The sequence below is a fragment of the Microcoleus anatoxicus genome, assembly GCF_042465725.1.
In the GTDB taxonomy this organism is placed as follows: Bacteria; Cyanobacteriota; Cyanobacteriia; order Cyanobacteriales; family Microcoleaceae; genus Microcoleus; species Microcoleus anatoxicus.
The window spans coordinates 4345689-4364716 of sequence record NZ_CP120853.1 but is presented as its reverse complement, the minus strand read 5'-3'; the positions used below and the strand labels follow the sequence as shown (position 1 = coordinate 4364716).

Sequence of the window (19028 nt, the reverse complement as noted above, 5' to 3'; positions counted from 1 at the left end):
CCGTTGAAACAAACAGTAATGGTGACTACCCGCTCTCTAGCTGATTTTGCCGGATATCGACAGCAGCTTGGCTAGATACGGCTAGGTATAGACCGATGAGAACTAGGACAAAACCTACCCCATTCGAGAAACTTAACTTTTCCCCAAATATTGCCCAAGCCAATATGCTGCTAAATACTGGCTCTAACAAATGTACTAAGGAGACAACCACTGAGGAAAACCGGGCAACGCTATATGTTAAAAGTCCCTGACCTAAAACTTGGCAGACGAGGGCGAGAAAAATGACGAACAGCCACCCATTCACTGAAGAAGGAAAAAGCCGATCGCCAGTGAACACAAGTATGGGCAAGATGGAGAAAGTAGCGATCGCACAAACCCACAACTGAATTGTGATGGGGTCAAATTTGGTTCTCAGTTGTTCTATCACCAGCAGGTATGCACCCAAGAAAACCGCAGAGAGGATGGCTGCTATGCCTCCTGTGACTTCACCAGTGGCGATTTGGATCTGCTCGATTTCAATGGCGATCGCTCCCCCAATGGCGACGACCATCCCAATCAGAAATTGGCGGTTAAAGCCTTGACCGAATAACAACCACGCTCCTAAGCTGGTAAATATCGGGGCGAGGTTATGCAGGATTGTCGAGATAGCGATGCTGGTCTGAGTCAGCGACCAAGCTACAAAGGATAAGGTGGCAGCAAAAAAAATCCCAGCACCCAGCAATAGCAAAAGCTCCTGACTGGTGTATGAGTGCTGTTGAACAGGTTTGTCACCAGAAAGTCTCTGACGTATCGCCTTGTATCCTTGCCACAGCCCGAAGACGACACTACCTAGCCAAAGGCGATTAAATATTGTAGCATTGGGGCTGAGTTCAGCTTCACTCCATCTAATGAAGATAGAGCCAAAAGATATGGCGACTACACCGACAAGTAACGAGGCGATCGCCATCGTCGTTTTATTGGATTCATTCATCAGGGGTGAAACAAATATAAAACAGAAAAACTTATGATAGACTGTGAAGCAACTCTGCTTCGTGGCGACTGTGAAGCAACTGTGCTTCGTGGCGATCTAGAAGTTTTCTCTAGCAAATCCAGCAGCTAAATGCTTGTTTTAGTTTTTTTATATTTCTATTTTTGAAAGAGCATCCCTTTCATTAATTAACACTTATCTAAAACTATGTCAAGCACCATTTTTACATACTTTACGGATATATGGAGTCGGTTTCCAAATGACGACGATCAGCAGTTATACGTTTCTGTTAGCCATTTTTCCTGATCCAGGATGGGGTGCATTTTTGCTTAACTTCGGCATTCTTGGTGTTGTCGTTATTGTTCTCTACCTACTGTTTGGTATTTTGCGGAGGGTTTTCCGTGTATTTACCTCCGACCTGGCGTTAGTTGCACTCAACGTCTCAGAAACGCCGCTGACACTCATTGTGTTCGCGAGCGGTTTGAAGCTGGCATTACTGAACCTATCTGTCACTCCTACAAGTTACATTACTTGGTTCGAGCGAGGCTTGACCGCTTTTCTTATCCTTGTCGTCGCCTTTTGGGTAGTTCAATTGATCGCCGAGGTTGTGACCTATGCTTTTAGGCAGTATGCCGAAGGCTCCGAGGCAATGTGGGATGATGTTCTCGCTCCCATCCTACAAAATGTTCTCCCTTTAATTGTTTACTTGGTGGGTGGACTACTGTTTCTCCAAGCGTTAGGTGTTGACATCCAAGGTTTGTTAGTTGCAATCGGAGGATTGAGTTTTATCTTGGGGTTTGCGCTAAAAGATATTCTGGCAAACTTCTTCAGTGGGTTAGTCTTGCTCATCGATACACCGTTTCGCTTTGGGGATGTGATTGAGCTAGCCAACGGTAAAAGAGGTGTGATCAAACACATTGGGCTGCGATTAACCGAACTGTATCTCATTGACACGCACTCACAAATTTACATCCCCAATGCCGCGTTTGAAGGGCAGAACATTATTAACCTCAGCCGTCCGACCAATCATTACTACTACACGATCTCCATCCCCATCAAAGCAGATGTTGCCCCGGCTCTAGCCATCTCCATGATTGAAAAAGTCGTGCTGGCGCACCCCGATACCATGGGCGAAATTCACAAGAAGTTAGAATTGATTGACCAGTTTTATGGTTACTCTATACCAGGGGTAAAAGCGCAACAGAAGCGAGAGGCGGGACGGCAACGCTTGTTAGCTGAGTCTAAGGTGAATACTGTACTAGCTGAGATTGAAATGGGTTTGGCGCACCTAGCCGATCTCATCTCCCAATTAGAAAGGGGCGGATTAGATATAGAGGAGCGGCGAACAGTGCAAGCATACTATCTGGAACTTTGTCAAAAGATTGGAATGGAATCAAAAAAGTCCGATCGACATGACCGTCGCAGACGCTCGATCGGTGAAGCTACGGGAACAGTATCCGATAGTACGTTGATTGGGCTGATACGCCGTTGGTGTCAATACTGGTTGAAAGACCCTGACCTATTTCAAGAAGACCAGCAAATGTTGAAGCAAGAGTGGGAACAGAAGATTGATTTGTTGAAGATCAAAGTCAACAAGCTGTTTTGGGCAATCAGTAATCCCAAAGGGTTAGAAACGCGATTAGACGATCTGGTAGAAGGCTTTCGCGAATGGTTGCGAGAAAACTTCAAGAGTTCACGCAATGAATGGCAAGACCCCAAAATCTGGATCAATGACCTGAATGGAGATTACACGCGAGAGACGCTGGTGCGGTTCTATGTCGATGACATCAAGCTAGAACATTGTGAACGGGGACAGCGGATTCTCAGCGAAATGCGGCGTGAAATCGTCTGGCATTTGCGTCAGTCGTATTTGTCTAAGTAGGTAGGCGAATCAGCTGTTCTCCATTTAAACCAGTAACTCGTGGCGTAGGGTGCGTCAGCTATAACCCTTACGCTGAAACGGAAAACCTGATAATACTGACGCACCCTACGCCCCTAAGTTTAAATGCCGAACAGCTTAGTAAAGGATAAACGTAATGAATTTCAGAACTTTTACCGATATGTCAAAGTGGGGAATCTTACTCAAAGTTCTTCCCCTAACAGCGCTATTTTGCTTGGCAAAATGGATCGCTCATCAGATGCAGTGGGAATTTGGTAAGTTCGATAGTCAGGTAGGTTCTCTGTTAGCGGCGGTAACTTTCATCTTGGCGTTTATGCTGAACGGGACGCTGAATGATTACCGTACCAGTGAAGATCTGCCCGCGCAGATTGCGAATGCGGTTGAAACGATTCAAGATACGAATTTGTTCATTGCAGCCCGTAAGCCCGACTATGACCCAACCCTACTTACAGAAGGGTTAGCTGAGATCCTAAAATCAGTCCTACTCTGTTTGAAACAGGGTCAGCCATTCATCAGAGTGGAGAATGCCGTTACAAACCTCAATCAATTACTGGCTGAATTCTCCAAGTTTTGCGAAATTCCTTCGATAAGTCGCCTTCAAGGTGAACAGGCAAAGATTCGTCTTATAATCGATCGAATTCAAAGGATTCGTGATACCGACTTTCTGGCATCCGCCTATGGATTGCTGCATCTTCTGATAATTGCCTCAAGCAGTGCTTTGTTAATAACCCGTACCGACGATTTTAATAGCAATTTGATTGTTTCAGGTTTTCTTTTTACGTCATTCATGTATTTGTTGTTGCTGGTCTACGACATTGACAATCCTTTTGAGTACAACGGAACATCTAGTGCAGATATTGATTTGTCATCTCTAGAGCGATCGTACCATCAACTGCGTGAGGGGCTATTGAATGAGGATGAACCTAAAATACCTGTGTAACCAGTTTTCCGATATTGAAATAAAAATTAAAACAAAAACTAAAAATTGGTTTACACTTGCTTTCCAGCTAAGAGGGTCTGTGATCTCAGCCATTTATCAACGAGTTATAGCCTTTCTCAGAAAGATGAGGTACAATAACAGCAGTGACTAAACCAATTCCAAAGATTTTCTGATGTAACTTCATTAAATGCAAACTCTATCGCTTTTGCTAATTCTTGATAATTAGTCGTCTTGACAGAACGGAGAATGTTTTTAAGTTTTGACCATAAATGCTCAATTGGTGAGAAATCCGGCGAATAGGGCGATAAGTATATTAATTTTGCCCCTTTCTTGTGGATAGCCTTTTCGATGATTTCGCCGATGTGAATAGTACAATTGTCCATCACTACACAAGCACCTTTCCAGAGTTTGGGTACTAGCTTTCGGATGATAAAAGCCTCAAATGTAATTGCATCAGTTGTACCTATTAAATTGACTGATGTTAGGACTTTATTGACTGATATGGCTCCAATTATTGAGACATTTTTCCCCCGTTTATTCGGTTTTGGTCCCTTGGCTCTTTCACCTTTTAAAGACCTAGCATATAACCTAACCATTTTTAGTAAGGTGTGATACTTTTTACGCTCGTAGATAGCTGTGAGTCGATCGACTGCTGTGAGTCGATCGACTGCTGTGAGTCGATCGACTGCTGTGAGTCGATCGGCTGCTGTGAGTCGATCGTCGCTTTCATCATCACCTTTAATTAAAGCTGCATGACCTTTTTGGGTTCTATATTGTTCAGTTAATTCTTGTCAGTTAAATCATACCTCATCTATCTGAGAAAGGCTATATTTAATATCCACATTTGGAGGAGCGACCGCTATGGCAGCCACAATAGGAGGCACAATCAAAGTCAACGTCGTCAACGTCAACGATCCCGACTTCGCGGGTCGTGTCTACACAGGTGACTTTTCCTATGACGATACACATCTGACTAAAGTCGGCGAGGAGGCTATGACCATCAACGATCGAATCATACCAGGACTGCTATCGCTGAATTTTAGATTTCTGGACTTTGCGGAGGGTTTAACTCCTGTCACCTATACGGCCAGTGATGATTTAAACTTCCCAGATAATCCTGTTTTGGCTTTTGAGAACGGAGTCCCCACTCAATTTGGCTTCAACGTTTTTGGGGTAAATGAGAGTGGAGTTTTGGATGGAAATAACAGATTTATGTTTGGAGATCCGGGGATATTTCAGTTCTTCTTGCGAGATGGAGCTGTTACAGGTGGGGGGCTTGTGACCTTAGAAATTAATGAATCTCCTCCTACTGCTGTACCGGAGAACGCCTCCCCCCTCGCCTCATTGTTTGCCTTTTTGGGCTTGGGTGGAGTTCACTTGTGGAGAAAGTCGAGAAAGGGAAACAGCTAATAATCTTTATCAACCTAACTTGAAGCTGGGCGTAAATAGAATTATTTAGACTTTTAAAGTATTTAGTTATTGTGGCAAAAAAATCTAGTAAATTTACGGATTTACAATACCGCGAGTCAGCTTTAATCTGTATCCCAAGATGTTGTTTTCGTTAATTGCTGCTACAGACGAAAACAAACTCACTGCTGTGGGTGAAGCCTTTCAAATCAGGAATATGTAATGAACATAAAATATGGACTGACCGCTATCCTGGGAACATATTTAATATCCACATTTGGAGGAGCGACCGCTATGGCAGCTACAATCACAGGCACAATCAAAGTCAACGTCGATGTCGCCTACGTCACCGATCCCAAATTCGCCGGTGTCTACATCGGTGACTTTTCCTACGACGATACGCACCTGACCAAGGTCGGCACGGAGGTCATGAATATTAGTGGTGCAAATGGAAATCGACCGGGACTGCTATCTTTTAAATTGAGATTTCTGGACTTTGCGGAGGGCTCAACTCTTGTCACCTATACAGAAAATGAGGTTTTAGACTTCCAGAACTGTGCTGTTTTAGCTTTCGAGAACGGACTTCCCAGTCAATTTTGCTTGCATAGTATTCTTGCTGGAAATAACGATCTCGGAGTTTGGGGTGGAAAGAACGGATTTATGTTTGTAGATCCTGGGACATTTTTTTTCGTTTTGCGAAATGGAGCTGTTACAGGTGGGGGGATCGTGACCTTAGAAATTAACGAATCTCCTCCTACTCCCGTGCCGGAGAACGCCTCCCCCTTGGCCTCATTGTTGGCTTTTTTGGGATTGGGTGGAGTTCACTTGTGGAGAAAGTCGAGAAAGGCAAACAAATAATCTTTACCAACCTAACTTGAAGCTGGGCGTAAATACAATTACTTAGACTTTTAAAGTATTTAGTTATTTTGGCAAAAAATCTAGTAAATTTACGGATTTACAATACCGCGAGTCAGCTTTAATCTGTATCTCAAGATGTTGTTTTCGTTAATTGCTGCTACACACGAAAACAAACTCACTGCTGTGGGTTAAGCCTTTCAAATCAGGAATATCCAATGAACATAAAATATGGACTGACCGCTATCCTGGGAACATATTTAATATCCACATTTCCAGGAGCGACCGCTATGGCAGCCACAATAGGAGGCACAATCAAAGTCAACGTCGTCAACGTCAACGATCCCGACTTCGCGGGTCGTGTCTACACGGGTGACTTTTCCTACGACGATACACATCTGACTAAAGTCGGCGAGGAGTTCCTGGTCATGAATGATGGTGACTATCAAGCTCGACCAGGACTGCTATCTCTGAACTTTAGATTTCTGGACTTTGCTGATGGCTTAACTCCTGTTACCTATACGGCCAGTGATGATTTAAACTTCCCAGACGCTCCCGTTTTGGCTTTTGAGAACGGAATTCCCACTCAATTTGGCTTCAATGTTTTTGGGGTAAATAAGAGTGGAGTTTTGGATGGAAATAACAGATTTATGTTTGGAGATCCGGGGATATTTCAGTTCTTCTTGCGAGATGGAGCTGTTACAGGTGGGGGGCTTGTGACCTTAGACATTAACGAATCTCCTCCTGCTCCCGTACCGGAGAACGCCTCCCCCTTCGCCTCATTGTTGGCCTTTCTGGGCTTGGGTGCAGTTCACTTGTGGAGAAAGTCGAGAAAGGGAAACAATTAATCATCTTTAGCAACATAACTTGAGAGGAATGAACGATGACAGTAATAAATACTCCGTTTTTGGTCACAGGTGGCGAAACTAACAGACCACCTACGAATGCTTTTAGTCCAAGTCAGCGTCAAATCAATATTCGTGCGCCTTTGGGCATTCCCTCCGCTGACCAATGGAGCGGTCAAAAAGTATGGCTGCTGCTTCCTGGTTTCACAGCACCCAGCGATTCTTTTGATGCAACTCTGGCGACAGCCATTAAGAATGCTCACCCAGACGATGCGGTGTTAGCCCTTGACTGGACTCAAGTGAGCGGCTCCCGAGCAATTAATTCAGTAGTAGGGATCGGAATGGGAGACCTTTACAGGTCTGGTTCCTGGATTACTCCAGTGGCAAACGCAGTCCGAAACAAACTTGTTGAGTGGGGAATGCCAGCCGCAGCACTCAATATTGTTGGTCATAGTCTTGGTGCTCACCTTGCCAGCGATATTGCCGCCAGTTTCAATACCCTAGGTGGTCAAGTTGGTTCGGTTACAGCCCTTGACTCAGCATCAAATAGCGCGAGCATCGTGAGTCCATACGATAGAACTAATGGTTTCGATACTGACCTATCAAATGGATATGTAAAAAATGGAGGAATTGCAGACCCAATCGAACGTTTAGATATTGGTGCTGCGGCTTCAAGAAGTTTTAATGGCATCAGTAGTGTATCAGGAAATGAAGCTCAAGCTGGAACTGCCAGGGAATCTTTCCTGTTTGACTTCGGCCCCAATGCAGACACCACTGCTCAACACAGCCGTGTCGTGACCGCGTACACAAATTTGGTGACAACTAATGCAGGTGTCAATTCTCGTTTAGCCACCAATATTTTGGGTCTGAGTGACACGCAGGCCGATCATCAATTTCGACCAAACTTTTATAAAGGGGATTCTCCTAACTCTCTTCAAGTGCATGAAGGAGTGATTCCCGTTGATGCTCAAGATAATCCTTTGTTTCTGGTTGCTGCTAAAGCTGCTGGCGGAATCAACGATCGCTTCATTTATGGGACTAACGGAGACGACGAATTCAGATTAAGTGGGAGTTTTGCGAAATATTACAACAACAATGGCAACCATACTTATAATGTTGGTAATGGCAACGATCTTGTGTTTGGTGGCATAGGTAATGACATCATCTTCGGCGGGGCTGGAAATGACACGGTTGATGGTGGAGATGGGAATAATAACATTTATGGTGATGACGGTAATGATATTCTCGGTGCTGGCATAGGTAATGACACTATCTACGGCGGAGCTGGAATTGACATCATTGATGGCGGAGATGGGACTAATGACATTTATGGCGATCGGGGTAATGATTATCTGACTGGTGGAAACGGCACTAATAGGTTGTTTGGTGGTGGTGAAAACGATGTTCTACAAGGTGGTACCGGTCTGAACTTACTCAAAGGTACAGAAACCAACATGATGTCTGGTAATGAAATAGATACTTTAATTGGCAACCCTAGCGCCAGACTAAACGCATTTTATATTGGCGATCGCGCAATCAATTGGTACTCAGCTAATGGTGGAAATGATTACGCCAAAATAGTTAACTTTAATCCAGTAACTGACATAATTTTAGGTGGCGTGAATATTGAGGCGCAAAACCTGATTACTCAAACCTTTCTCTGGGCGGGAAGTGAATTGATTGCAAAGATTGACGGTCTCTGGGCTTCGCAACTACAGTTCCCTGTAAGAATATTTTAGGTTAGATTTCTCCCCGGTTTTGTAGAGGTAGCTGGGAGCAGTCAATCTTTAGAGTTTAGCAATACATACGATCGATTTTGAGGTTTCTAGTTGCGCTTTAGCACCACGTCCAAGCACCGCTACAAACTTTTAGTCCTGCACGCATTCCGATGAAAAAAACCGGGTTTCGACTACGCTCAACCACCGCGCTCAACCAGCAGGTTTTTTACTAAATTTGTGCGCTACAACTAAGTATTTTCGTGAAAAAAACCGGTTTCTGGGCCTCATGCGATCGTCCTAATTTTTTTTAAGTTCTTACATCTATCGCGCACATCTAACCAATAATTTTTGTAAAAAAACTGCCCTACACTTCGGTAACTACCACTTTTTCACCTGCATGACAGCCCAAAAGATTGTGCTAGAATCCTCAATACATAGTCGTAGGTTGGGGACAGACCGAGAAGAGCAATCTTCTTGCAGTCTAGGGGGAGGTTGTAGGTCAGCCACCATTTGGGTCTTCCCAGTTGAAAGCCACCCTGCAACAGCAACCTAGAATCTGCAACCGCTTTGACCGTGCGGCAGAGCAGTCGGGAATGTCACGCTAGAATAAGCAGTACGAGTTAACACTCGACTAAAAACGCCCGCTCAAGCGAGCGTGACCTCGAAACGGGCACATAGCAGGTGATGGGAATAAATCATGTTTGAACGCTTCACAGAAAAAGCAATAAAAGTAATCATGCTGGCCCAGGAAGAAGCTCGTCGCCTGGGTCACAACTTCGTAGGGACAGAACAGATCCTCCTGGGTCTGATCGGAGAAGGAACCGGAGTTGCAGCCAAAGTCCTCAAATCAATGGGGGTCAACCTCAAAGATGCTCGGATTGAGGTCGAAAAAATCATCGGGCGCGGTTCGGGCTTCGTAGCAGTCGAAATTCCGTTCACCCCGCGCGCCAAGCGGGTTCTAGAACTGTCCCTCGAAGAAGCTCGCCAACTGGGACACAACTATATCGGTACCGAACACCTGCTGCTGGGTCTGATCCGCGAAGGTGAAGGAGTCGCCGCCAGAGTATTAGAAAACCTGGGAGTAGACTTGTCGAAAGTCCGCACCCAAGTGATTCGGATGCTGGGAGAAACCGCAGAAGTCGCAGCCACAGGTGGCGGTGCTCGCACCAAAACCCCAACCCTCGATGAGTTCGGCTCTAACCTGACTCAAATGGCTGTGGATGGGAAGCTAGACCCCGTAGTCGGACGCCAAAAAGAAATCGAACGAGTCATCCAAATCCTCGGTCGCCGTACCAAAAATAACCCGGTACTCATCGGTGAACCTGGAGTTGGCAAAACCGCGATCGCCGAAGGTCTGGCCCAACGTATCGCTAACAACGACATCCCAGACATCCTCGAAGAAAAGCGCGTCGTCACCCTGGACATCGGCCTGCTAGTCGCCGGTACGAAATACCGGGGGGAATTTGAAGAACGCCTCAAAAAAATCATGGACGAAATCCGCACGGCGGGTAACGTGATTTTAGTCATTGACGAAGTGCACACTTTGATCGGTGCTGGTGCGGCGGAAGGGGCGATCGACGCAGCCAACATTCTCAAGCCAGCTTTGGCTAGAGGCGAACTCCAGTGTATCGGCGCTACCACCTTAGATGAGTACCGCAAGCACATCGAGCGCGACGCAGCCCTAGAGCGGCGCTTCCAGCCCGTGATGGTCGGCGAACCGACTGTTGATGAGACGATCGAGATTCTCTTTGGTTTGCGGGAACGCTACGAACAGCACCACAAGCTGAAAATCTTGGATACAGCCCTGGAAGCCGCAGCCAAACTTTCTCACCGATATATCTCCGATCGCTTCCTACCAGACAAAGCCATTGACTTGGTAGATGAAGCAGGTTCGAGAGTCCGTCTGATTAACTCCCAACTTCCCCCCGCAGCCAAGGAACTTGACAAAGAACTGCGCCAAGTCCTGAAGGATAAAGACGAAGCGGTGCGTTCTCAAGACTTTGATAAGGCCGGAGAATTGCGCGATCGCGAAATGACGATCAAAGCCGAAATCCGCGCTATTTCCCAAGCCAAAAAAACCGACTCGGCGACTCGCGGCGAAACCGACCCCTCGCCAGTAGTCACCGAAGAAGATATCGCCCAAATCGTGGCAAGCTGGACAGGAGTTCCGGTCAACAAACTGACCGAATCCGAGTCTGAAAAGCTGCTACACATGGAAGATACCCTGCACCAGCGTTTGATTGGTCAAGAAGAAGCTGTCAAAGCTGTTTCTAAGGCCATTCGTCGCGCCCGTGTTGGCTTGAAAAACCCCAATCGCCCGATCGCCAGTTTCATCTTCTCCGGGCCCACAGGCGTCGGTAAAACCGAACTGACGAAAGCCTTAGCTGGCTACTTCTTCGGTTCCGAAGACGCAATGATTCGGTTGGATATGTCCGAGTACATGGAACGTCACACCGTCTCCAAACTCATCGGTTCCCCTCCAGGTTATGTCGGCTACAACGAAGGCGGACAACTCACAGAAGCAGTCCGTCGTCGTCCTTACACAGTCGTGTTGTTCGACGAAATCGAAAAAGCTCACCCCGATGTCTTCAATATGCTCTTGCAAATATTGGAAGACGGCCGCTTAACTGATGCTAAAGGTCGCACCGTAGACTTCAAAAATACGCTGCTGATTATGACCTCTAACATCGGTTCTAAAGTCATCGAAAAAGGTGGCGGTGGCCTCGGTTTCGAGTTCAGCGATAACCAAGCCGATGCTACTTACAACCGCATTCGTTCTTTGGTTAATGAAGAACTGAAAAACTATTTCCGCCCAGAATTCCTCAACCGACTTGACGAAATTATCGTCTTCCGTCAGTTGAACCGAGAGGAAGTCAAGGAAATCGCTGTCATCATGCTGAAAGAAGTTTTCGGGCGTTTAACAGAACAGGGTATCACTCTGGAAGTTACCGAAAAGTTCAAGGAACGCTTGGTGGAAGAAGGCTACAATCCCAGTTACGGAGCAAGGCCTCTACGCCGCGCGATCATGCGCTTGTTGGAAGACAGCTTGGCTGAGGAAATCCTTTCTGGCCGCATCAAAGATGGCGACATCGCTGTTGTGGATGTGGGCGAGGATGGAATTGTCAAGGTGTTGCAAGGCCAGAAGCGGGAATTGTTGCCCCAAGGTGCTGAGTAAGTGCGATCGCAAGTACAGTTTTGAAGTAATTTGGCGATCGTAAATAACTCCAAATCAGTATCTAAAAAAGGTGGAGAATCTTAATTCTCTGCCTTTTTTAGATTGAGTGAATAAGATATTAGAGGAAGATAAGATGACATCTGAAAACAATAAGTTGAATACAAAAACAATAGAAAATAAGCCTGATACTTCCACTGCGGTCAGCACAAGCTCCTGGTGGCAAAAAACCTGGAATTCCCAACGAGAAAATATTCAGATAGTGATGATTGCTTTGGGTTTAGCAATCTTGATTCGAGCATTTATCGCCGAACCCCGGTTCATACCCTCAGACTCTATGTTACCAACTTTGCATATAGGCGATCGGGTCGTAGTCGAAAAAATATCCTACTATCTGGAACCTCCCAAAACTGGCGACATCGTAGTATTTTCCCCACCGGAGCAGTTGCAAGAACAAGGATTTACCGAAGACCAAGCATTTATCAAGCGGATCATTGGCTTACCGGGTCAAACTATCACCGTTAAAAAAGGTCTAGTTTTCCTCAACGACAAAGCCCTGGTTGAAAAATATATTGCCGAACCTCCTAAATACCAGTGGGGGCCTTATCGAGTTCCCGAAAATCAATACTTTGTCATGGGAGACAACCGCAACAACAGCAACGACTCCAGCCGCTGGGGATTTTTACCGAAGCAAAACATCATCGGCCGTGCTGTGGTCAGGTTTTGGCCACTAGAACGCATCGGGAAAGTTTGAGAGAAGGAAGAAGGCCCTTCGACTCCGCTCAGGAACCGCTTCAGGAAGAAGGCCCTTCGACTACGCTCAGGGAACGCTTCAGGAAGAAGGCCCTTCGACTACGCTCAGGGAACGCTTCAGGAAGAAGGAAGAAGGACACACTTCGACTACGCTCAGTGTCCGATGCCCAATGCCCGATGCCCGATGCCCGATGCCCGATGCCTGATGCCCAATGCCCAATGCCCGATGCCTGATGCCCAATGCCCGATGCCCGATGCCCCATTCCCAATGCCCAATGCCCAATGCCCCATTCCCAATGCCCCATTCCCGATGTCCATGCCTGATCCTGTACGGACATTGCTACTAATCTTTACGCTTTGAAGGGTAGGGGCAGCCTCCGCCAACTGATAACATAGTTGAATAAGCAGGGGGACTTACTGCCTAGATCAAAATTTGTTCGATATAAAAAAATTAGGTAAAGCTATGGGATTTTTTGATTCAGAAATTGTTCAGCAAGAAGCCAAACTGTTATTTGACGACTATCAATCCCTCGTCAAACTAGGCAGCAGTTATGGTAAGTTCGATCGCGAAGGCAAGAAAATGTTCATCGCTCAGATGGAAGCTATGATGGATCGTTATCGTATTTTTATGAAGCGTTTCGAGTTGTCTGAGGACTTCATGGCTCAGATGACGGTAGAACAGTTAAAAACCCAACTCAATCAATTTGGAATCACGCCCCAGCAGATGTTTGAGCAAATGAACTCAACGCTGGAGCGCATGAAATCTGAACTGGAAAAACAACCTTAAGATCAGATGTTGAAGAAATTGGTAATTGGTAATTGGTAATTGGTAATTGGTAATTGGTAATTGGTAATTGGTAATTGGTAATTGGTAATTGGTAATTGGTAATTGGTAATTGGTAATTGGTAATTGGTAATTGTCAACTACTGCCAACAGTCAACAGTCAACGGTCAACGATCAACTGCCAACTGCCAACTGCCAACCGTCAACCGTCAACCGTCAACTGACTAAGGATGTTCAAAAGCTGAAGCAGGTTTGAAACCTTCTTCTGGAACTCCCTGCAAAGCTTGGCTCATAAAATCTCGCCAAATAGGGGCGACAATGGTACCGCCAGTAGCACCGTAGCTCATCGGTGTGTAGTCGTCGTTGCCAACCCAAACAGCCACGGACAACTGGGGGACGTAACCGACAAACCAAATATCCCGTTCTGAGGAAGTAGTACCGGTTTTTCCAGCAGCCGGCCGGCCAAGTTGGGCCGCCCTTGCAGTACCGTTGTTAACTACGCCTTGCAGGGCGCTGTTGACAGAAGCCGCAGCCCAGGAATTGAGTACCAATTTGGGTTTGGGCGTGTTGTCGAGCAAGACATTGCCACTGCTGTCAGTTACTTGCACGATAAACGTGGTGTCAGAATGCCAGCCATTGTTGGCAAAGGTAGCAAAAGCTCCAGCCATCTCCAAAGGAGTGAGGTCAACTGCACCCAAGGGTAAGGAAACCACCGGTTCCATGGGACTTCTGATGCCGAGTACCCGGCAAATTTCAATCACTTTATTTAATCCGACTTCTTGGCCGAGCTTGACGGCGGGAATGTTCAGCGATACTTCCAAAGCTCTGCGAATGCTGACGGCACCGGAGAACCCACCACCGTAGTTTTGAGGGTAGTAGTACCCATCGCCGTCGCGATAGCCCACAGGAGAGTCATAGACAACGGAATCTGGACTGTATTTACCACTGGCAAAAGCAGCGTAGTAGACAAAAGGCTTAAAAGAAGACCCTGGCTGTCTCCGGGCTTGAATGGCACGGTTGAATTGACTTTTTTCGTAATCGACACCCCCAACCATTGCTTTGACGAAGTGGGTGCGGGGATCGACGGCTGCTAGGGCAATTTGACCTTGGTCGCGATCGTAAAAAATTCCTTGATTGTATAGTCGATCGTGCCATGCTTTGACTGTTTCTTCAGCCGTCCGCTGCATTTTGAGGTCGATCGTAGTTTGAACGCGCATTCCTCCCTTAACTACAGCATCTCGACCAAAACGCCTAGTCAACTCCTGAACGACGGCTTGTGTCACGTAAGGAACTTGAGAGCCACCAAAAGAGGTAATTTTACCCAGCTTAATCTTTTGTTGGCGAGCTGCTGCTTCTTCAGTCGGGGTAATCCATTTCAACTCCTTCATCCGGGTTAAAACGATTTCCTGCCGCTCTTTTGACAACTTGAAATTGACGAAAGGACTGTATTCTTCGGGGGCAGAAATTAACCCGGCTAACATCGCGGCTTCGGCCAAAGTCAAACTATCTGCTGACTTGTTGAAATAGCTGCGAGATGCCGTTTCTACGCCGTACAAGTTGTGACCCAGATAAATTTGATTCAGGTAAAGTTGCAGAATCTGGTCTTTATTGAGGATTTGCTCCAAGCGGATAGACATTACCGCTTCAGCTACTTTGCGACTGAGTTTTGATTTGGGAGATAGAAACAGGTTCTTGACTAATTGCATTGTCATAGTCGAGCCTCCTTCAACGGTTCTACCTTTTTCGAGGTTAGCCATGAAGGCTCTGGCTATCCCGCCTGGGTTGATGCCTTTGTGGGTGAAAAAGCTGCTATCTTCGATCGCTAAAGCAGCACGTTTCAGGTTCGGGGAAATTTTGTCCAGGGGTACGACATCTCGATTGGCTTCATCGTGGATGCTGGCGAGGGGCCGACCGTTGATGTCATAAATGTGGGTAGTTTCCGTCGGAGAGTAGGTTTGCAAGATGCGAACATCTGGCAAATTGCGGAAGCTGATCGCTAAGCCAACCAGTCCGCCAGCTACTACGGAACTGGCAAGCATTGTAATGCTGAGTATAGTTCCAGCGGTCACTTTACTGACGGACTGAACGAACTCGAATACGGGGGCTGAGTTTTCCGTATTTTTACGGACTGCGTTGGTTGACACGTGGATTTCACTTCCTGAGTCGATGGGGGGTTGGAGACTTTGAATTTACAATGGAGGATGGAACAATTGCCATCAAAAATTTTGGTAGGTAAGCTTTGGGATTATGCTAGCTTGATGGTTGTGTTTTTATATGTCAATCAGTGAGTTTAACTAATTCCGCTGCACTTTGGCAAAATATTATGGTTTTCGATCGCTCCCCTATGATTTCTCCTAACTTTTCTGGAATTTACCGCGGTGTCAGCGAGATTTTTCCCGATCGACCTGATTCTAGCAACCCTGACGAAAATTTGGTCAAACTGCTCACAAAGGGCGATCGACCTTTGCGGATTAAGTTGGGAATTGACCCCACAGGGACTGACATTCACCTGGGCCACAGCATTTGCGTCCGCAAGCTGCGAGCTTTTCAGGATGCAGGCCACACCGCAGTATTGCTCATCGGCGATTTTACCGCAAGAATTGGCGATCCAACCGGAAAATCTGAGACGCGCGCTCAATTAACAGCAGCACAAGTGGCGGAAAATGCCAAGACTTATTTAGACCAAGTGCGTCCAATTTTAGATTTTGACACCCCCGGCAGGCTAGAAATTCGCTATAACTCCGAGTGGTTGTCCGGTTTGGACTTGGCGAAGATTTTGGAGCTGCTAGGCACCATGAGCGTGCAGCAGATGCTCGCTAAAGAGGGATTTGATAATCGCATGGAGCAAGGAACGGCGATTTATTTGCACGAGTTTCTGTATCCGCTAATGCAGGGTTACGATTCCGTGGCCCTGGAAGCTGATGTGGAGTTGGGGGGAACTGACCAAAAGTTTAATATTGCGGTGGGGAGAGATTTGCAGCGACATTTTGGGATGAAGCCGCAGTTTGGTTTGCTGATGCCGATTTTGATCGGGACTGATGGGGTGCAGAAGATGTCGAAGTCTTTGAATAATTATGTGGGTTTGTCCGATGACCCGCTGACGATGTATTCTAAGTTGGAGAAAATTGCCGATCGCTCGATCGCCCAGTATTTTGAACTATTGACAGATTTGCCTCTGGATGCTTTGCCGGAAAATCCGCGAGAAAAACAGAAGCTTTTGGCTGTGAATGTTGTCAGTCAGTATTATGGGAAGGAAGCAGGCGATCGGGCTCAGTTAGATGCAATGGCGCTGGTTAAAGGTGCTGCGGGCGAAGCTGATGCAGTGGCCGAGTTTTCTTTGGCAAGCGTGCAGTTTCCTGCTAAGTTGTTTTATATTCTGAGTGCTAGCGAACTTTGCAAAAGTAGTGGTGATGCGAGGAAGTTGATGCAGGGCGGTGGGGTGAAGTTGGAGGGCGATAAAGTTTCTGATGTTAACCTCACTTTTGAATCACCTGCTGAATTATGCGGTAAGGTTTTGCAGGTTGGGAAAAATAAGTTTGTGCGATTGGTGGATTGAGTTGGGATTTGTTAACCGCCATTGGTGTCAACTTAAGCCTAGAACCCTTGATAAATCTCGCCTTTATCCGAGGCCAGATCCCCCTAAATCCCCCTTAAGAAGGGGGACGAAAGAGAATACTCTTGTCCCCCCCTTCTTAAGGGGGGTTAGGGGGGATCTAGACCCGAACCCCAAACAGCAGTCTGTGACTACCTTTGACGTTTTGACACCAATCTACTATGAAGTTCTTACTATGAAAGATACTACGATCGCAGATAAAATTATTGTGGCTTTGGATGTTCCGAGTCAAGCAGAGGCGATCGCCCTTATCGACAAACTCCCCGATGTATCTTTCTGGAAAGTCGGTTTAGAGCTATTCGTTAGCTGTGGCCCGGAAATCATTTCTATTCTGAAACAGCGGGGAAAGCGGATTTTTCTGGATTTGAAATTTCACGACATTCCTAATACTGTTGCTGGTGCTTGTCGGGCTGCTGCTAAGTACAATGTGGATTTATTGACAATCCATTCTACTTGTGGTAAAGATGCTCTGAAAGCGGCGTTAGTTGCTTTAGAATCAGGGGCGATCGCAGTTGATAAACCGAGTCCTAAATTGATTGCAATTACTCTGTTAACGAGTTTGAATTCCCGACAGTTAGCTTTTGAGTTGAAAGTACCTTTGGAATTGCCAGAATATGCTTTGCACATGGCATTGTTGGCTAAGGAAACGGGTTTAGCTGGTGCTGTTTGTTCTCCGCAGGAAGTGGCACAGTTGCGGATGAGTTGCGGGGATGATTTTCTGTTGGTTTGTCCCGGTGTGCGTCCGAAATGGGCTGATGGGGGCGATCAAAGGCGATCGATGACTCCAAAGGCTGCGATTAATGCTGGTGCGGATTATCTGGTGATTGGGCGCCCGATTACTGCTGCGATCGATCCCGTGGCGGCTTTTGCGCGCATTTGTGAAGAGTTGGAGTAACAATAGAAATGTTTTTTTAACCCCAGATGAATGCCGATGAATGCAAATACAGCACTTTTGGTGGTATCTGAGGTTCCCGCAGATACCGGGTTTCTGCGGTCTGCTATATTTTTCATCCTTCACCAATCGACAGCCAACCCCACCAAAGCAACGCACCAATCCCAAACCCTAAAAAACCAGAAAAACCAGCATACTGAAAGTACCCAATACTAAACAAAAAACAAAAAACACACAACAAAAGAATCCATTTGTAATTCATATCCACTCTCCAGTTGAGTAAGAAGTTAAATCGCCCCATAGATTAAACTACATTAAGGAACAAGAAGATTACGGAACAAAAAGACGACCAACGCCCATCCAGGTTTCGATATCCAGCAAGATTTCTATAATGCGGTCAACACAACGATTTCGATAGACTCGATCGGCTAAAAATCGATCGGCATCTCCAATCGTAATCACAGGTAGGGAATCCACTGTATTTTCTTCTCGGATCACCTGTTCTAGGGAGTCTTCACCCTTCATGCTGCGGTTTGCAGTAAGCAAAATCATCTGATTTTCTTGAGCAAGTCTCCACACAATTCGATCGTTACTGTCGATCGACAAATTCATCTGCTTGAAAGTTACAAAACGAATTGAGAGTAGATTTAACCAGCCTTGACTTGCTATATTACCCAATAAAATCTCTGCATGACCTCCCAGATTATGATCTATCAGAAAATTCATGCTTCTAGTTCGTGTTTGGCTTTTTGCTCTCGAAGTTTGGCCCAAAGAGCCTCTGTACCGGGTTTTGGTGGCATCGCTGCAACGCGGGCAGAATGTTCCCGATTGCGCTCTTCCCAGTAATGCTGAATTTCCTTAGCTTCCCTTAAAACAAGTTGATATTCTGCTTCAATTTCTGCACGATTTGCTTCAATGTAGGATAAAGCAGTGTTAATCTGATCTTCTGTTAAGTCAAATAAGCAACGGATAAACTTCGGGGGATACTGAGCAGTCAGGTAGTCCATCACATCATAGAGGGTGATGCGCGTACCCGTGATTGTCAGTCCGCGCTCTGTGCGGATGATGGTTGGTTGGTTATTGGATACTGAAACCATACCCATAGTTTTTGAAAGAGTCTCAGAAATAATTCTATTATACCTCACAAATTTGTAATAATGATACCCAACAAATCTTGACAAA

At 46.1% G+C, this 19028-nt stretch carries 18 protein-coding genes; 12 read left to right on the top strand and 6 right to left on the bottom strand.

Annotated features, from left to right (window positions below; genetic code table 11):
* Positions 1-25: 25 nt before the first annotated feature.
* The gene (locus P2A85_RS18955; RefSeq protein WP_377474697.1) at positions 26-970 is read right to left on the bottom strand and encodes a DMT family transporter; all 945 of its coding nucleotides are present in this window, start codon (positions 968-970) and stop codon (positions 26-28) included.
* 256 nt (positions 971-1226) lie between these two features.
* On the opposite strand from P2A85_RS18955, the gene P2A85_RS18950 reads away from it, so the two are divergent.
* Together P2A85_RS18950 and P2A85_RS18945 are read left to right on the top strand one after the other, a co-directional pair.
* Entirely contained in the window at positions 1227-2849 is a 1623-nt protein-coding gene (locus tag P2A85_RS18950; protein ID WP_377474695.1) for a mechanosensitive ion channel family protein, read from the top strand.
* Between the two features lie 154 nt (positions 2850-3003).
* Positions 3004-3807 carry a hypothetical protein gene (locus P2A85_RS18945; RefSeq protein ID WP_377474693.1) on the top strand — a complete coding sequence of 268 codons (804 nt, stop codon included), beginning with the start codon at positions 3004-3006 and terminating at the stop codon, positions 3805-3807.
* 116 nt (positions 3808-3923) lie between these two features.
* On the opposite strand, the gene P2A85_RS18940 is transcribed toward P2A85_RS18945, so the two are convergent.
* Positions 3924-4403, bottom strand: a complete 480-nt coding sequence (locus tag P2A85_RS18940; protein WP_377474691.1) for a transposase — start codon at positions 4401-4403, stop codon at positions 3924-3926.
* Positions 4404-4668: 265 nt separating this feature from the next.
* Between P2A85_RS18940 and P2A85_RS18935 the strand changes: the two genes are divergently transcribed.
* From P2A85_RS18935 to lepB, 6 genes are all read left to right on the top strand, one after another.
* A complete protein-coding gene (locus tag P2A85_RS18935) occupies positions 4669-5217 on the top strand; it encodes a hypothetical protein (protein ID WP_377474689.1) in 549 nt (182 codons plus the stop codon).
* 291 nt (positions 5218-5508) lie between these two features.
* Positions 5509-6072 (top strand): hypothetical protein, encoded by a 564-nt coding sequence (locus P2A85_RS18930; protein ID WP_377474687.1) that lies wholly within the window; start codon positions 5509-5511, stop codon positions 6070-6072.
* A gap of 287 nt (positions 6073-6359) precedes the next feature.
* The gene (locus P2A85_RS18925) at positions 6360-6917 is read left to right on the top strand and encodes a hypothetical protein (RefSeq protein ID WP_377474685.1); all 558 of its coding nucleotides are present in this window, start codon (positions 6360-6362) and stop codon (positions 6915-6917) included.
* Between the two features lie 35 nt (positions 6918-6952).
* The gene (locus P2A85_RS18920) at positions 6953-8653 is read left to right on the top strand and encodes a hypothetical protein (protein ID WP_377474683.1); all 1701 of its coding nucleotides are present in this window, start codon (positions 6953-6955) and stop codon (positions 8651-8653) included.
* 676 nt (positions 8654-9329) lie between these two features.
* The gene (locus P2A85_RS18915) at positions 9330-11807 is read left to right on the top strand and encodes an ATP-dependent Clp protease ATP-binding subunit (protein WP_377474681.1); all 2478 of its coding nucleotides are present in this window, start codon (positions 9330-9332) and stop codon (positions 11805-11807) included.
* A 133-nt stretch (positions 11808-11940) separates the two neighbouring features.
* On the top strand, positions 11941-12558 hold the full coding sequence (gene lepB / locus P2A85_RS18910; RefSeq protein WP_377474679.1) for a signal peptidase I: 618 nt from the start codon (positions 11941-11943) through the stop codon (positions 12556-12558).
* 152 nt (positions 12559-12710) lie between these two features.
* Here the strand turns inward: lepB and P2A85_RS18905 are convergent, their stop codons facing one another.
* The gene (locus tag P2A85_RS18905) at positions 12711-12875 is read right to left on the bottom strand and encodes a hypothetical protein (RefSeq protein WP_377474677.1); all 165 of its coding nucleotides are present in this window, start codon (positions 12873-12875) and stop codon (positions 12711-12713) included.
* A 145-nt stretch (positions 12876-13020) separates the two neighbouring features.
* Between P2A85_RS18905 and P2A85_RS18900 the strand changes: the two genes are divergently transcribed.
* Positions 13021-13344 carry a DUF1825 family protein gene (locus P2A85_RS18900; protein WP_377474675.1) on the top strand — a complete coding sequence of 108 codons (324 nt, stop codon included), beginning with the start codon at positions 13021-13023 and terminating at the stop codon, positions 13342-13344.
* Positions 13345-13565: 221 nt separating this feature from the next.
* Here the strand turns inward: P2A85_RS18900 and P2A85_RS18895 are convergent, their stop codons facing one another.
* Positions 13566-15485 carry a transglycosylase domain-containing protein gene (locus P2A85_RS18895; protein ID WP_377474673.1) on the bottom strand — a complete coding sequence of 640 codons (1920 nt, stop codon included), beginning with the start codon at positions 15483-15485 and terminating at the stop codon, positions 13566-13568.
* 179 nt (positions 15486-15664) lie between these two features.
* On the opposite strand from P2A85_RS18895, the gene tyrS reads away from it, so the two are divergent.
* The 3 genes from tyrS to P2A85_RS18880 all read left to right on the top strand — a co-directional run bounded on the left by tyrS (position 15665) and on the right by P2A85_RS18880 (position 18062).
* A complete protein-coding gene (tyrS, locus tag P2A85_RS18890; protein WP_377481575.1) occupies positions 15665-16897 on the top strand; it encodes a tyrosine--tRNA ligase in 1233 nt (410 codons plus the stop codon).
* A gap of 232 nt (positions 16898-17129) precedes the next feature.
* Positions 17130-17849: an orotidine-5'-phosphate decarboxylase gene (gene pyrF, locus P2A85_RS18885; RefSeq protein WP_377481572.1), complete on the top strand. Its 720-nt coding sequence runs from the start codon at positions 17130-17132 to the stop codon at positions 17847-17849.
* Between the two features lie 36 nt (positions 17850-17885).
* Positions 17886-18062 (top strand): hypothetical protein, encoded by a 177-nt coding sequence (locus tag P2A85_RS18880; RefSeq protein ID WP_377474671.1) that lies wholly within the window; start codon positions 17886-17888, stop codon positions 18060-18062.
* Between the two features lie 114 nt (positions 18063-18176).
* Here the strand turns inward: P2A85_RS18880 and P2A85_RS18875 are convergent, their stop codons facing one another.
* Both P2A85_RS18875 and P2A85_RS18870 read right to left on the bottom strand, forming a co-directional pair.
* The gene (locus tag P2A85_RS18875; RefSeq protein ID WP_377474669.1) at positions 18177-18572 is read right to left on the bottom strand and encodes an ACP S-malonyltransferase; all 396 of its coding nucleotides are present in this window, start codon (positions 18570-18572) and stop codon (positions 18177-18179) included.
* On the bottom strand, positions 18569-18943 hold the full coding sequence (locus P2A85_RS18870; protein WP_377474667.1) for a DUF433 domain-containing protein: 375 nt from the start codon (positions 18941-18943) through the stop codon (positions 18569-18571). Before P2A85_RS18870 ends, P2A85_RS18875 begins: the two co-directional genes overlap by 4 nt.
* Between the last annotated feature and the right edge of the window lie 85 nt (positions 18944-19028).

Coding starts and splice junctions, on each gene's coding strand:
- P2A85_RS18955 (WP_377474697.1), bottom strand. CDS start 970: ATGAATGAATCCAATAAAACGACGATGGCGATCGCCTCGTTACTTGTC.
- P2A85_RS18950 (WP_377474695.1), top strand. CDS start 1,227: ATGACGACGATCAGCAGTTATACGTTTCTGTTAGCCATTTTTCCTGAT.
- P2A85_RS18945 (WP_377474693.1), top strand. CDS start 3,004: ATGAATTTCAGAACTTTTACCGATATGTCAAAGTGGGGAATCTTACTC.
- P2A85_RS18940 (WP_377474691.1), bottom strand. CDS start 4,403: ATGGTTAGGTTATATGCTAGGTCTTTAAAAGGTGAAAGAGCCAAGGGA.
- P2A85_RS18935 (WP_377474689.1), top strand. CDS start 4,669: ATGGCAGCCACAATAGGAGGCACAATCAAAGTCAACGTCGTCAACGTC.
- P2A85_RS18930 (WP_377474687.1), top strand. CDS start 5,509: ATGGCAGCTACAATCACAGGCACAATCAAAGTCAACGTCGATGTCGCC.
- P2A85_RS18925 (WP_377474685.1), top strand. CDS start 6,360: ATGGCAGCCACAATAGGAGGCACAATCAAAGTCAACGTCGTCAACGTC.
- P2A85_RS18920 (WP_377474683.1), top strand. CDS start 6,953: ATGACAGTAATAAATACTCCGTTTTTGGTCACAGGTGGCGAAACTAAC.
- P2A85_RS18915 (WP_377474681.1), top strand. CDS start 9,330: ATGTTTGAACGCTTCACAGAAAAAGCAATAAAAGTAATCATGCTGGCC.
- lepB (WP_377474679.1), top strand. CDS start 11,941: ATGACATCTGAAAACAATAAGTTGAATACAAAAACAATAGAAAATAAG.
- P2A85_RS18905 (WP_377474677.1), bottom strand. CDS start 12,875: ATGGACATCGGGAATGGGGCATTGGGAATGGGGCATTGGGCATTGGGC.
- P2A85_RS18900 (WP_377474675.1), top strand. CDS start 13,021: ATGGGATTTTTTGATTCAGAAATTGTTCAGCAAGAAGCCAAACTGTTA.
- tyrS (WP_377481575.1), top strand. CDS start 15,665: ATGGTTTTCGATCGCTCCCCTATGATTTCTCCTAACTTTTCTGGAATT.
- pyrF (WP_377481572.1), top strand. CDS start 17,130: ATGAAAGATACTACGATCGCAGATAAAATTATTGTGGCTTTGGATGTT.
- P2A85_RS18880 (WP_377474671.1), top strand. CDS start 17,886: ATGAATGCAAATACAGCACTTTTGGTGGTATCTGAGGTTCCCGCAGAT.
- P2A85_RS18875 (WP_377474669.1), bottom strand. CDS start 18,572: ATGAATTTTCTGATAGATCATAATCTGGGAGGTCATGCAGAGATTTTA.
- P2A85_RS18870 (WP_377474667.1), bottom strand. CDS start 18,943: ATGGTTTCAGTATCCAATAACCAACCAACCATCATCCGCACAGAGCGC.